This is a genomic window from Pseudomonas sp. SCPG-7 (genome assembly GCF_002156405.1).
In the GTDB taxonomy this organism is placed as follows: domain Bacteria; phylum Pseudomonadota; class Gammaproteobacteria; order Pseudomonadales; family Pseudomonadaceae; genus Aquipseudomonas; species Aquipseudomonas parakoreensis.
The window spans coordinates 13,009-26,963 of record NZ_MVOO01000013.1; the positions used below are offsets into that span (position 1 = coordinate 13,009).

Consider the following 13,955-nt stretch of genomic DNA (forward strand, 5'->3'; position numbering starts at 1 on the left):
ATTCAATGTAGGAGCTGCCGCAGGCTGCTCCTATATGAAAGGGCGGCGAGGGCTACAGGCAGAGCGGGCCGCGCGGGTAGCGCTTGAGCGCCTGGATCAGCTCACCACCGGGGATCGGCCGGTCGAACAGGTAGCCCTGGCCGACGTCGCACCGGTGGCGACGCAGGAACGCCAACTGCTCGGCGGTCTCGATGCCTTCGGCCACGACCTTGAGCTTCAGGTTGTGCGCCATGGCGATCACCGCGGAGGTGATTTCCATGTCGTCCTGGTTGTCGGGGATTTCGTGGATGAAGCTGCGATCGATCTTGATGATGTCGATCGGGAATTTCTTCAGGTAACTGAGCGACGAATAACCGGTACCGAAGTCGTCCATGGCCAGGGTCAGGCCCAGGCGCTTGAGCTGATCGAGCTGCAAGTGCGTATCTTCGGTGGCTTCCAGCAGCAAACCTTCGGTCAGCTCCAGTTCGAGCAGACTGGCCGGCAGCGCTTCTTCCTTGAGGATGTTGGCGATGGACGCGACCAGATCCGGGTCGGAGAACTGCTTGGGTGACAGGTTGATCGCCACTTGCAGATTGCCCATGCCTGCGGCAGTCAGCGCTTTGCTCATGCGGCAGGCCTGGCGGGCGATCCACTTGCCGATCGGAATGATCAGGCCGGTTTCTTCGGCAACGCTGATGAACTGATCCGGGCGGATCATCCCGCGCTCCGGGTGGTTCCAGCGCAGCAGTGCTTCCATGCCCAGCAGGCGACCGCTGCGCAGGCATAGCTTGGGCTGGTAGAACACGTCCAGCTCGTTCTGGGTCAGGGCGCGGCGCAGGTTGTTCTCGACGAACAGCTTGTAGCTGGCCTCGGCATTCAGCGCTTCGGTGAAGACTTGCACCTGATGCTTGCCGTTGGCCTTGGCTTTGTGCAGAGCGAGGCCGGCGTTGCGCATCAGGGTTTGCGGATCGCGTCCGTGCAGCGGCGCGCAGGCCAGGCCCACGGAGCCGGTGACGCTGATCAACTGGTTGTCGACGAACATCGGTTTGTCGAGGGTCGCCAGCAACTGGTTGGCGATCTGCTGGCCGGTGGCGAGATCCGTGTCGTCGAGCAGTACGGCGAACTCGTTACTGGCGAACCGCGCGAGGCTGCCGCTCGGGCTGAGGCTGTTGCGCAGGCGCCGGGCGAGGCTGATCAACAGTTTGTCGCCGGTCTGGTGACCGAGGCTGTCGTTGATTCGCTTGAAGTTGTCGATGTCCACCAGCAGCAGGCTGATCGGCGTATCGCTATCGCGGGCGAAGCGCTCGTCCAGATTGCGGATAAACGCCGGGCGGTTGCCGAGGTTGGTCAGATTGTCGGTGTACGCCAGACGCTCGATGCGCTGTTGCGCCAGTTTGGTCTGAGTGATGTCTTCGTAGATGCCGATGTAGTGCGTCAGCTCGCGGTTATCGCCATACACCTTGGAGATCGACAACTGGCCCCAATACGGTTCGAGGTTCTTGCGCCGGCTTTTGAATTCGCCCTGCCAGCTGTTGCTCTTGGCCAGCGCCGACGGCGCGTCAAACAGCAGCTCGCTGAGGTTTTCCAGGGCCGGCAGTTCCGACAGGCGCTGGCCGTGGACTTCCTCGGTGGAGTACTGGGTGATCGCGGTGAAACTCGGGTTGACGTACTCGACCACGCCGTCGCAATTGATCAGCAAAAAGGCGTTGGCGCTTTGCTCGACCGCGCGCTGGAACAGGTGCAGGGCGCTGGTGGCGGTGCGGCGGTTGTGGTTGTTGATGACCTGGGCGAACTGATCCGCCAGTTCACCGGCAAAGGCGATTTCATCGGACTGCCAGGCGCGGGTCACGCCGGTCTGCTCCAGACAGAGCACGCCGACCACCTGGCCGTCGACGCGGATGCTGGCGTCGAGCATGGCGTTGACGTCGCGCGGGCGCAGGGCTTCGGCCATCTCGCGGGTGCGCGGGTCGCGCATCGCATTGTGCGCGTCGATGGCGCGGCTGCCGTGCAGCGCTTCCATGTAGTCGGGGAAGCCGCTGATGTCGATCACCTCCGGCAGGAGGTATTCCTGCGTTGCGCGGTGATACGCGGAAATCGGCACCAGCAGATTGCCTTCGAGGTTCCACAGGCTGGCGCAGTCGATTTCATAGATGTCGCAGGCGCAGCGGGTGATCAGTTCGGCGGCTTCCTGCAGCGAGTTGTGGCTGCTGTAGCGCTGGCGGGCAAGCAGCAGAATCAGATCCTGCTGGGCGCGGACCCGATCAAGGTGCTGCAGTTGTTCCTGCTGGGCGCGCTGGTTCAGCTCCAAGGCGATCTGCAGCCGCGAGTTCTGGGTTTCGAGGTCGACGGAGGGCAGCGCTGGTGCTTCGTCGAAGACATCATCGACCGCCAGCAAATAACCGCGCAGCAAGTGCCGATTGTGCTGTTTATAGGCTTCGCCGAGTTCGAGGATGCTCAGCACGCCAGCGGCGGTGTGCAGGGTGTAGCGCACCAGATAATGCGGGCTGTCGCGCAGTTGCTGCTGGATCGCGTCGTGCAACTGATAGCGCGCTTCCGGCTCCATCAGACTGGCGTAGGGCGAGCCGACCAAGGCACACAATTCGACGGCCGGCTGGCCGAACTGGCGTTCGCAGTTGGGATCGAGAAACAGCATCGCCCAGCTCGCTTCATTCAAGCGCTCGAAACGCAGCATGCCGAGCCGCGAGGGCACAGGCAACTGCGTCACTACCTCGGCCGCCATACGGCTGGCGGCATCGGGTTGGCTCTTCATGAAGGAACTCGCTTGGAAATATGCTGAACGCGCGGGCTCTCGCCCTCTTTACTGTTGCCTGCGGCAAGGTTGCATCATTGCGGCACCGACTGACAAGAGAGATGAAGGCCAAGTGCTATAAGAATGTGTCGGCCGCTCGGGGCATTTCTCCAGTGTGTGGTTGAAAAGAGCAAAAGATCGCAGCCTGCGGCAGCTCCTACAAGGGATGCATGCCAATGTAGGAGCTGCCGAAGGCTGCGATCTTTTCAGAATTCAACGCAATTTGATGCTGATCGATTGCAGCTTCTTGCCATCACGATCATGGTAATTGACCAGAATCTGATCAGTCTCGACGACTACATGGGCGAAGTTGTCTTCGCTGACGACCGGGCTGGTCAACTCATGCTGATAATCACCCGTCGCCGTGCGCGCCAGCGGTCGATCAAGGATGAACGTCGACGCCTTGGCATAGGGCAACAGCTTGCTGTTGCACAGCGGCGAGGAAACGATGGTGTGGACTTCGAAATCCGGGTCTTCACTATGCGTCAGGCGCGAGGTCAGCGAGCCATGCACATCGCCCGAGACAAACACGACATTCCTGATGCGTCGGGTGCGGATGGTTTCCAGCAGGCGCAGGCGCTGCTCCGGGAAGGCTTTCCAGGCATCGTCGCCGTGCAATTTGCGATCCGGGTAGAACATCACGCTGGTCACGACGAATTTCACCCGCGCCGGGCTGTTGGTCAGCCACTTGAGCAGTGCCTGTTCCTGCGCCTCATCGAGTATGCGGCGATCATCAGCTGACAAGTTGCGGCGGGTGCGGCTGTCGGTCACAAACCATTCGATATCACCGTCACTGAATTGATACCAGTAGTGCTCGAGTTTTGCCCGATTCACCTTTTCGTTAGTTGTAAGTTCATGCGCCGGGCTGTGGCTGACTTGATAGATTTCATAGGCGGCCATGGCGTTGCGATATAGCACTTGATCTGATTGTTCGGCATTCGCCGGCCAATTGTCTTCGATTTCGTGATCGTCCAGGATCATATAAGTCGAAGTGCCGGACATCAAACGCTGAATATTCGGCTGAGAAAATGCCGCACGGTACTTACTGAGGATGTCCTTATATTCACGATCAGGTGCAAACAGATTAAGGTCGTCGACATAAACCTGATCACCCGTCATCAGGGTGGCACTGATCGGCGGCTGCGCACCTTCGATCAATTGGTTGATGGAGGCAAAGATCCGGTCACCCAGATGGGGCAGCACCGGCACCCCCGCCGTCATGCGCAAATAGCGGCAAGAGCCGACGATATAGGCCTTTGGCTGCAGGGCATTGCTTGAGCGGGTGCGCAATCGATAGATTTCCCGCGGCCACTGCAGCGGCAGTTCGGCGACACTGTCCACGGTATGGACCGGATTCATCGGGCTGAACCAGCCGGTCTGGTATTCATATTCGGTGTCACTGCTCAAGTTGTTGAGGGTGAACACTTCGGTCATGTCGCGCAGCGCACTGGGTTCGGCGAAAATACTAGCTGACCACTGTTGTGTTCCAGACTTCCGATAGCGAATGGCGGCAAATACCGGTGCGTTGCCTTGCTTGTCGGCGCGCATGAATATACGCGCGTGATGAGTTGTCGTGTGGCCGATAATCGGGCCAATAGTTGGCTTGAACATATTCGAGTCCGTTCGAGTAAGTTTCGTTTTTTATAAATAACTCGGGAAAAACGTTATTTAATCCGAGGGCAGAGATTAGTTGCCTGTCGGTGAAAAATATCGGGACGAATTCGACTGCAGTCGTAGTTCAAGTAAACCGAACTTGTAGGAAGAGCCGCTGCACTTTTTTCAGGGCAAAAAAAAGCCCCGTCAAACTGACGGGGTTGAGGTACGAGCGTGTGGCGCTCGAAAACGTGGAACGCGATCGGCCCTCCGTTGCCGGAGGGCCGAACGCTTTACAGCAGGATGGTGCGGATGTCGCCCAGCAGGCTGCCCAGACGCTGGGTGAAGCGTGCAGCAGCGGCGCCGTTGATCACACGGTGATCGTAGGACAGCGACAGTGGCAGCATCAGTTTCGGCTGGAAGGCTTTGCCGTCCCAGACTGGCTGGATGGTTGCCTTGGAAACACCGAGGATCGCCACTTCCGGCGCGTTGACGATCGGCGTGAAGCCGGTGCCGCCAATGTGGCCGAGGCTGGAAATGGTGAAGCAGGCGCCTTGCATTTCGTCCGAAGAAAGCTTCTTGGTGCGGGCTTTTTCAGCCAGCGAAGCAGCTTCTGCGGCCAGTTGCAGCAGGCTCTTCTGGTCGACGTTCTTGATGACCGGTACCAGCAGGCCATCCGGGGTGTCGACCGCGAAACCGATGTTGACGTACTTCTTGCGAATGATCGCCTTGCCGCTTGGTGCCAGCGAACTGTTGAAGTCCGGCAGCTCCTTGAGCAGGTGCGCGCAGGTCTTGAGCAGCAGCGGCAGGATGGTCAGCTTGACGCCGGCCTTCTCGGCGACGGCTTTTTGCGCAACACGGAAGGCTTCCAGCTCGGTGATGTCCGCCGAGTCGAATTGCGTCACGTGCGGCACGTTCAGCCAGCTGCGGTGCAGGTTGGCGGCGCCGACCTGCATCAGGCGGGTCATCGGCACTTCTTCGATTTCACCGAAGCGGCTGAAGTCCACCACCGGGATCGGCGGGATGCCCGCGCCGCCGGTTGCGCCGCCAGCAGCTGGCGCTTCCTTGGCCTTCTGCATCATCGCCTTGACGTAAACCTGCACGTCTTCCTTGAGGATGCGACCGTGCGGACCGCTGGCGCCAACGGCGCTCAGCTCGACGCCGAACTCACGGGCCAGTTGACGCACGGCCGGGCCGGCGTGAACTTTCGCGCCAGGCTTGGCAGGTGCCGCAGCCGGAGCGGCAGCAGCAGGTGCTGCGGCAGCCGGAGCAGCAGCGGCCGGTGCCGGAGCGCTTGGCGCAGCGGCAGCTGGAGCCGGGGCAGCAGCAGGGGCTGCGCCTTTGACTTTCAGCTTGAGGATCAGGTCGCCGGTACCGACTTCGTCGTCCAGCTTGATGGAAATGCTTTCCACCACGCCAGCGGCAGGCGATGGGATTTCCATGCTTGCCTTGTCGGATTCGAGGGTGATCAGCGACTGGTCGGCTTCAACGCTGTCGCCAGCCTTGACCAACACTTCGATGATCTTGGCCTTGCCGGCCGAACCGATGTCCGGAACGTGGATGTCCTGAACGCTGTCGGCAACCGGTGCAGCTGGCGCGGCGGTCGGTGCTGGAGCAGCGGCAGCGGCCGGAGCAGCAGCCGGGGCCGGAGCGGCCGCAGCCGGGGCCGCAGCGCCCGCCACTTCCAGATCCAGAATCAGGTCGCCAGTGCCGACTTCGTCGTTGAGCTTGACGCTGATGGCCTTGACCACGCCTGCGGCAGGCGACGGGATTTCCATGCTGGCCTTGTCGGATTCCAGGGTGATCAGCGACTGATCAGCCTCGACGGTGTCGCCGACCTTGACCTGGATCTCGATGATCTGGGCCTTGCCCGACGAACCGATGTCCGGCACGTGCACTTGCTGCACCGAAGCGGCAGCCGGGGCAGCGGCTGGCGCGGCAGCAGCAGGAGCGGCAGCAGCCGGTTTTTCTTCGGCTTTGGCCGGTGCAGCGGCAGGCGCAGGAGCCGCTTGCGCGGCGCCCTCGACTTCCAGCTCGAGCAGTTCGTCGCCTTCTTTCAGGCGGTCGCCCAGCTTGACTTTCAGGCTCTTGATGACGCCGGCTTTCGGGGCCGGCACTTCCATGCTGGCCTTGTCCGATTCCAGGGTCAGGATGCTCTGGTCGGCTTCGATGCGGTCGCCGACCTTCACAAACAGTTCAATTACTTCACCTTCACCGCTGCCGATGTCAGGTACGCGAATGAGTTCGCTCACAAAATGTCTCCTCAGCAGTCCAGTGGGTTGCGTTTTTCCGGGTCGATGCCGAACTTGACGATGGCCTCTGCCACGACTTTAGGTTCGATATCACCACGGTCAGCCAGTGCTTCCAGGGCTGCCAACACCACGAAATGACGGTCGACTTCGAAGAAATGACGCAGTTTCTTGCGGCTGTCGCTGCGGCCGAAACCGTCGGTGCCCAGGACTTTGAATTCCTTGGACGGTACCCACTGACGGATCTGCTCGGCGAACAGCTTCATGTAGTCGGTAGAGGCAATGACCGGACCTTTACGGCCGCTCAGGCACTCTTCAACGTAGCTCTGCTTGGGCTTCTGGCCAGGCTTGAGACGGTTGCTGCGCTCTACGGCCAGGCCGTCGCGACGCAGTTCGTTGAAGCTGGTGACGCTCCATACGTCGGCGCCGATGTTGAACTCTTCACGCAGGATCTTCGCCGCTTCACGCACTTCACGCAGGATGGTGCCGGAGCCCATCAGCTGTACGTGATGCGCTGCATCGCGGGTGTCTTCTTCGAGCAGGTACATACCTTTCTTGATGCCTTCTTCGGCACCGGCCGGCATGGCTGGCTGCTGGTACGACTCGTTCATCACGGTGATGTAATAGAAGATGTCCTGTTGCTCTTCGGTCATCTTCTTCATGCCGTCCTGAATGATCACCGCCAGCTCGTAGCCGTAGGTTGGATCGTAGGTGCGGCAGTTCGGGATGGTCGCGGCCAGCAGGTGGCTGTGACCGTCTTCGTGTTGCAGTCCTTCACCGTTCAGGGTGGTACGGCCGGCGGTGCCGCCGATCAGGAAACCACGGGTACGGCTGTCGCCAGCGGCCCAGGCCAGGTCACCGATACGCTGGAAGCCGAACATCGAGTAGAAGATGTAGAACGGCAGCATCGGCTGGTTGTGGCTGGAGTACGAAGTACCGGCAGCGATGAAGGAGCTCATGGCGCCTGCTTCGTTGATGCCTTCTTCAAGGATCTGACCTTTCTGGTCTTCCTTGTAGAACATCACCTGGTCTTTATCGACTGGCTCGTAGAGCTGGCCGACGGAGGAGTAGATGCCCAACTGACGGAACATGCCTTCCATACCGAAGGTACGGGCTTCGTCCGGGATGATCGGCACGATGCGCGGGCCGATTTCCTTGTCCTTGACCAGTTGCGCGAGGATGCGCACGAAGGCCATGGTGGTGGAAATTTCACGGTCGCCCGAGCCGTCGAGGATGGCTTTCAGGGTGTCCAGATCCGGGGTCGGTACGCTGAAGCTCTGCGCGCGGCGCTGTGGCACGAAACCGCCCAGTGCGGCACGGCGCTCGCTCAGGTAGCGGGCTTCGGCGCTGTTTGGCTCTGGCTTGAAGAACGGAAGGTTCTCCAGCTCTTCGTCCTTGACCGGGATGTCGAAGCGGTCGCGGAACAACTTCAGGCTGTCGACGTCGACTTTCTTGGTGTTGTGCGCGGTGTTTTTCGCTTCGCCGGCACCGGTGCCATAACCCTTGATGGTCTTGGCCAGGATGACGGTTGGTTGTTCTTTGTGGTTGACCGCTTCGTGGTACGCCGCATAGACCTTGTACGGGTCGTGGCCGCCGCGGTTGAGTTTCCAGATCTCGTCGTCGGACAGATCGGCAACCATCGCCTTGAGTTCAGGCGTGTTGAAGAAGTGCTCGCGAACGAACGCGCCGTCTTTGGCTTTGTAGTTCTGGTACTCGCCGTCGATGACTTCGTCCATGCGACGTTGCAGGATGCCGTCGACGTCCTTGGCCAGCAGTGGGTCCCAGAAACGGCCCCAGATGACTTTGGTCACGTTCCACTGAGCACCGCGGAACACGCCTTCGAGTTCCTGGATGATCTTGCCGTTGCCGCGAACCGGGCCGTCGAGGCGCTGCAGGTTGCAGTTGATGACGAAGATCAGGTTGTCCAGCTTCTCGCGGCCGGCCAGGGAGATCGCACCGAGGGATTCCGGCTCGTCGCACTCGCCGTCGCCCAGGAAGCACCAGACTTTCTGTTTGCCCGGCTGGATGAAGCCGCGGTGTTCCAGGTACTTCATGAAGCGTGCCTGGTAGATCGCCTGGATCGGACCCAGACCCATGGATACGGTCGGGAACTGCCAGAAGTCAGGCATCAGCCAAGGGTGCGGATAGGACGACAGGCCCTGACCGTCGACTTCCTGGCGGAAGTTGTTCATCTGGTCTTCGGTGATGCGGCCTTCCATGAACGCACGGGCGTAAACGCCTGGCGAGGTGTGGCCCTGGAAGTAGATCAGGTCGCCGCCGTGTTCGTCGGTCGGGGCCTGGAAGAAGTAGTTGAAGCCGATGTCATACAGGGTCGCGCTGGAAGCGAAGCTGGAGATGTGACCACCCAGGTCAGAATCTTTCAGGTTCGTACGCATTACCATGGCCATCGCGTTCCAGCGCACCAGCGAGCGAATGCGGCGTTCCATGAACAGGTCGCCAGGCATGCGTGCTTCGTGGGTTACCGGGATGGTGTTGCGGTAAGGCGTGGTGATGGCGTAAGGGAGCTGCGAACCGCTGCGGGTCGCCAGTTCACCCATACGGGTCATCAGATAGTGAGCACGGTCTTCGCCTTCTTTGTCGAGAACCGATTCCAGGGCGTCCAGCCATTCCTGGGTTTCGACGGGATCGAGGTCTTGCATGGCTTGCTCCAGGGCGGAAAGGCTTCCAGAATCGGTTGCCTGAGTTTGCGACTGGCCTTGTGGGCAGACGATTTAAAATTCTTGGATTGCCGACAGGTTGTTCCGGCGGCGTGTAGTTTTACTACAAATCTTTGAGCATTTCAGCCTTTCGCCTGTATAGACGAGTAGTAAAACTACAGAGGAAAGGCTTGTGGCCTCCGACTGCGTTGTGAGAATAATCGTTAAGGTTGGTCGATTACCATCCAAAAAAGGTGAAAGTTTGATGCTGGATGCCAAAGAAGAAGAAATTTCAGCTATTTCTAACTTTTGTTCGACAGTCCTTCGCGTAGCGGGTTTTCATCAAACACTACAAGCGGCCATTTACACGCCGATCAAGGATAGACCATGACCCTGCCCGTGCTCGCTGAACTCCCCGCCATTCTCCTGCCGTTGGTCACTCGATCCGAGCAGTCGTTCCGTACGGCCGTGGCCTCCCTTGAAGACGATCACGGCCTGTCGAACTGGACACCGGAGCGTTGGGCGCAATTCGCTCGCGTCGGTGCCGCCAGCGATTTCGTCATTGAACAGAGCGTTCGTGACCCTTTGATGTTGCTGACGCTGGTGCAGTCCGGCGAACTCGACCGGCCGTACGCGCCGGGTGAACTCTGCGCGCAGATTGCCGCCGCCGTGAACACCGCGCAAAGCGAAGATGAGCTCGGTCGTGTCCTGCGTCGCCAGCGCGCTCGCCATCAGGTACGAATCATCTGGCGCGACCTGAACCGCCAGGCCGACCTGGTGCAGACCTGCCGCGATCTTTCAGACATGGCCGACGCCACCATCGATCAGGCTTATCAATGGCTGTACAGCCGCCATTGCCAGCAGTTCGGCACGCCGACCGGTCGGCGCAGCGGTCTGCCGCAACAGATGGTCATTCTCGGCATGGGCAAGCTCGGCGCGGTGGAGTTGAACCTGTCGTCGGACATCGACCTGATCTTTGCCTACCCCGAGGGCGGCGAAACCGTCGGCGTGAAACGCGCGCTGGATAATCAGGAATTCTTCATTCGTCTCGGTCAGCGCCTGATCAAGGCCCTCGACCCGATGACCGTCGACGGCTTTGTATTCCGCGTCGACATGCGCCTGCGCCCGTACGGTTCATCCGGCGCGCTGGTGCTGAGCTTCAATGCACTGGAGCAGTATTACCAGGATCAGGGCCGAGACTGGGAACGCTACGCGATGATCAAGGCGCGGGTGGTGGCCGGCGATCAGACTGCCGGCGCGCAGTTGCTCGACATGCTGCGCCCCTTCGTCTATCGGCGTTATCTGGATTTCTCGGCGATCGAAGCGCTGCGCACCATGAAGCAGTTGATCCAGCAAGAAGTGCGGCGCAAGGGCATGGCCGACAACATCAAACTCGGCTCCGGCGGTATCCGCGAGGTCGAGTTCATTGCCCAGGCTTTTCAGTTGATTCACGGCGGGCGCGACCTCAGCCTGCAACAGCGTCCTCTATTAAAGGTGCTGAGCACGCTGGAAGGGCAAGGCTATCTGCCGCCGGCAGTGATCAGTGAATTGCGCGAAGGCTATGAATTTTTGCGTTACACCGAGCATGCGATCCAGGCGATTGCCGACCGCCAGACCCAGATGTTGCCGGACGGCACTCAGGATCAGGCGCGGATCGCGTTCATGCTTGGTTTCGCCGATTGGCAGGCCTTCCACGAAAAACTGATGTTCTGGCGCGGGCGCGTGGCCTGGCACTTCGCGCAGGTGATCGCCGATCCCGATGAAGAAGAGGGCGCCGACTGCGAAGTGGTGGTCGGTGGTGAGTGGTTGCCGCTGTGGGAAGAGGCGCAGGATGAGGAGGCCGCTTGCCGACAATTGGAAGAAGGCGGCTTCAAGGACGCGAGCAAAGCGCTGAAAGCGCTGGCCAGTTTGCGTGGCAGCCCGCAATTGCGTGCGATGCAGCGCCTGGGTCGCGAACGTCTCGATGCGTTTATTCCGCGTCTGCTGGCTCAGGCGGTGGAACATGACAACCCGGATCTGGTGCTGGAGCGGGTGCTGCCACTGGTCGAAGCGGTGGCCCGGCGTTCGGCTTATTTAGTCCTGCTGACGGAAAACCCCGGCGCCTTGCGGCGTTTGCTGACGCTGTGCGCGGCCAGTCCGTGGATTGCTGAGCAGATCACCCGTTTTCCATTGCTGCTTGACGAGTTGCTCAATGAAGGCCGGCTGTTCAAGCCGCCACTGGCGCCGGAACTCGCCGCCGAGCTGCGCGAGCGGCTGACGCGGATCCCCGAAGACGACCTCGAACAGCAGATGGAGGCGCTGCGTCACTTCAAACTCGCGCACCGTTTGCGGGTTGCAGCGTCGGAAATCGCCGGCAGCCTGCCGTTGATGAAAGTCAGCGATTACCTGACCTGGCTGGCTGAAGCGATTCTCGAGCAAGTACTGGCCCTGGCCTGGCGCCAGACCGTGGCCAAGTACGGCACGCCGCTGCGCACTGACGGCAGTTTGTGCGATCCCGGCTTCATCATTGTCGGTTATGGCAAAGTCGGCGGGCTGGAACTGGGGCATGGTTCGGACCTGGATCTGGTGTTCATCCATGACGGCGATCCGCAGGCGGAAACCGACGGGCCGAAACCGATCGATGGCGCGCAGTTCTTCACCCGGCTGGGGCAGCGGATCATTCACTTGCTGACGGCGCAGACCAACTCTGGTCAGCTGTACGAAGTGGACATGCGTTTGCGCCCGTCCGGCGCGTCGGGGCTGTTGGTCAGTTCACTCGGTGCCTTCGAGCGCTATCAGGAAAATGAAGCCTGGACGTGGGAGCATCAGGCGCTGGTGCGGGCGCGGGTGTTGGTGGGCAGTCAGGATGTCGGCCAGGCCTTCGAGAAAGTCCGCGCGCAGGTTTTGGGCAAAGCGCGGGATCTGGCGAAATTGCAACAGGAAGTCAGCGAGATGCGCGCCAAGATGCGCGACAACCTCGGCACCAAGGGCACCGCAGCCGGTACGGCGGCTAATGCCTTCGAGGCCACGGCGCCGTTCGACCTCAAGCAGGACGCCGGAGGTATCGTCGATATTGAATTTATGGTGCAATACGCGGCCCTGGCGTGGTCGCACAGCCACCCGCCATTGCTGCGCTGGACCGATAACATCCGCATTCTGGAAGAGCTGGAACACGAAGGGCTGATGCCCGCCGAAGACGCCAGCCTGTTGCGCGAAGCCTATAAGGCTTACCGCTCCGCCGCCCACCGGCAGGCCTTGCAGAAGGACGCCGGGGTGATTGCAGGCGACCAGTTTGTCGAGGAACGCCGGCAGGTATTGCGGATCTGGAAAGAGTTGGGGCTAAGCTGAAACCGGATATTTGAAGCATCGAATACCTTGTGGGAGCGGGCTTGCCCGCGATGGCGGAGTGTCAGCCACCGTCGCTTTCAGATGTGATGGCCTCATCGCGGGCAAGCCACGCTCCCACAGGGACTTGTGGTGATTTGCAGATTGAGACACGAACAAACCATGTAGGAGCGAGCCTGCTCGCGATAGCGGAGTGACAGTCGACAGTCATGTTGAAGGTAATGACCCATCGCAAGCGGCGCCGCTCCCTCAGTGATTCTCGAGGCGGGGAGGCGTAAATGCCTCCCCGGTTCGTTTATGGAAACCACATGAATATTCTGATCGTTGGGCCCAGTTGGGTCGGTGACATGGTGATGGCGCAGACACTGTTTCAGTGTCTCAAACATCGCCACCCGCAATGCGAAATCGACGTGCTGGCCCCCGAGTGGAGCCGGCCGATCCTTGAACGCATGCCCGAAGTGCGCAAGGCCTTGAGCTTTCCGCTCGGCCATGGCGCGCTGGAACTGGCGACGCGTCGGCGCATCGGCAAATCCCTGGCCGGCCAGTACGATCAGGCGATCCTGCTGCCGAATTCGCTGAAGTCGGCGCTGGTGCCTTTTTTTGCTGGCATCAAGCAACGCACCGGCTGGCGCGGCGAATTCCGCTACGGCCTGCTCAATGACGTGCGCACGCTGGATAAAGAACGTTATCCGCTGATGATCGAGCGCTTCATGGCCCTGGCTTACGAGCCGAACGCCGAACTGCCGAAACCGTATCCACGTCCGAGCCTGCAAATCGATCCGGTGACCCGCGAAGCGGCACTGGCCAAGTTCGGTTTGACTCTCGACCGTCCGGTGTTGGCCCTGTGCCCCGGTGCCGAATTCGGCGAGTCCAAGCGCTGGCCGTCCGAGCACTACGCCAAGGTCGCCGAAGCGCGGATTCGCGAAGGCTGGCAGGTGTGGTTGTTCGGCTCGAAAAACGACCACGCGGTAGGTGAAGACATCCGCGCACGGCTGATTCCCGGCTTGCGTGAAGAATCGGTCAACCTCAGCGGCGGCACCTCGCTGGCTGAGGCCATCGACCTGTTGTCCTGTGCCGATTCGGTGGTGTCCAACGACTCCGGCCTGATGCACGTGGCGGCGGCGTTGAACCGTCCGTTGGTGGCGGTCTACGGCTCGACGTCGCCGGGTTTCACCCCGCCGCTGGCCGAGCACGTCGAAATCGTTCGGCTGGGTCTGGATTGCAGCCCATGCTTCGACCGTACCTGCCGGTTCGGCCATTACAACTGCCTGCGCCAGCTGATGCCGGATGCGGTCAACGATGCCTTGCATAAATTGCAGGGCACTGTGGTCGAGGTTCATTAAG

7 protein-coding genes are annotated in these 13,955 nt (G+C 60.5%); 3 read left to right on the forward strand and 4 right to left on the reverse strand.

Annotated features, from left to right (window positions below; genetic code table 11):
• Positions 1–52: 52 nt before the first annotated feature.
• The 4 genes from B1722_RS21540 to aceE all read right to left on the reverse strand — a co-directional run bounded on the left by B1722_RS21540 (position 53) and on the right by aceE (position 9,290).
• Positions 53–2,749 (reverse strand): bifunctional diguanylate cyclase/phosphodiesterase, encoded by a 2,697-nt coding sequence (locus tag B1722_RS21540; RefSeq protein ID WP_086794207.1) that lies wholly within the window; start codon positions 2,747–2,749, stop codon positions 53–55.
• A 252-nt stretch (positions 2,750–3,001) separates the two neighbouring features.
• Complete coding sequence (locus tag B1722_RS21545) at positions 3,002–4,399, reverse strand: alkaline phosphatase D family protein (RefSeq protein WP_086794209.1); 1,398 nt, start codon at positions 4,397–4,399, stop codon at positions 3,002–3,004.
• A 275-nt stretch (positions 4,400–4,674) separates the two neighbouring features.
• Positions 4,675–6,633 carry a dihydrolipoyllysine-residue acetyltransferase gene (gene aceF / locus B1722_RS21550; protein WP_086794210.1) on the reverse strand — a complete coding sequence of 653 codons (1,959 nt, stop codon included), beginning with the start codon at positions 6,631–6,633 and terminating at the stop codon, positions 4,675–4,677.
• A gap of 11 nt (positions 6,634–6,644) precedes the next feature.
• Positions 6,645–9,290: a pyruvate dehydrogenase (acetyl-transferring), homodimeric type gene (aceE, locus tag B1722_RS21555; protein WP_003220999.1), complete on the reverse strand. Its 2,646-nt coding sequence runs from the start codon at positions 9,288–9,290 to the stop codon at positions 6,645–6,647.
• A gap of 262 nt (positions 9,291–9,552) precedes the next feature.
• Between aceE and B1722_RS29910 the strand changes: the two genes are divergently transcribed.
• The 3 genes from B1722_RS29910 (at position 9,553) to waaF (ending at position 13,954) form a co-directional block, all read left to right on the forward strand.
• Complete coding sequence (locus B1722_RS29910; protein WP_256198919.1) at positions 9,553–9,678, forward strand: hypothetical protein; 126 nt, start codon at positions 9,553–9,555, stop codon at positions 9,676–9,678.
• Positions 9,675–12,614 carry a bifunctional [glutamate--ammonia ligase]-adenylyl-L-tyrosine phosphorylase/[glutamate--ammonia-ligase] adenylyltransferase gene (gene glnE / locus B1722_RS21560; protein ID WP_086794212.1) on the forward strand — a complete coding sequence of 980 codons (2,940 nt, stop codon included), beginning with the start codon at positions 9,675–9,677 and terminating at the stop codon, positions 12,612–12,614. The genes B1722_RS29910 and glnE overlap by 4 nt, the downstream gene beginning before the upstream one ends.
• 305 nt (positions 12,615–12,919) lie before the next feature.
• Entirely contained in the window at positions 12,920–13,954 is a 1,035-nt protein-coding gene (gene waaF, locus B1722_RS21565; protein ID WP_041065855.1) for a lipopolysaccharide heptosyltransferase II, read from the forward strand.
• The last annotated feature ends 1 nt before the right edge of the window (position 13,955 follow it).

Coding starts and splice junctions, on each gene's coding strand:
- B1722_RS21540 (WP_086794207.1), bottom strand. CDS start 2,749: ATGAAGAGCCAACCCGATGCCGCCAGCCGTATGGCGGCCGAGGTAGTG.
- B1722_RS21545 (WP_086794209.1), bottom strand. CDS start 4,399: ATGTTCAAGCCAACTATTGGCCCGATTATCGGCCACACGACAACTCAT.
- aceE (WP_003220999.1), bottom strand. CDS start 9,290: ATGCAAGACCTCGATCCCGTCGAAACCCAGGAATGGCTGGACGCCCTG.
- B1722_RS29910 (WP_256198919.1), top strand. CDS start 9,553: ATGCTGGATGCCAAAGAAGAAGAAATTTCAGCTATTTCTAACTTTTGT.
- glnE (WP_086794212.1), top strand. CDS start 9,675: ATGACCCTGCCCGTGCTCGCTGAACTCCCCGCCATTCTCCTGCCGTTG.
- waaF (WP_041065855.1), top strand. CDS start 12,920: ATGAATATTCTGATCGTTGGGCCCAGTTGGGTCGGTGACATGGTGATG.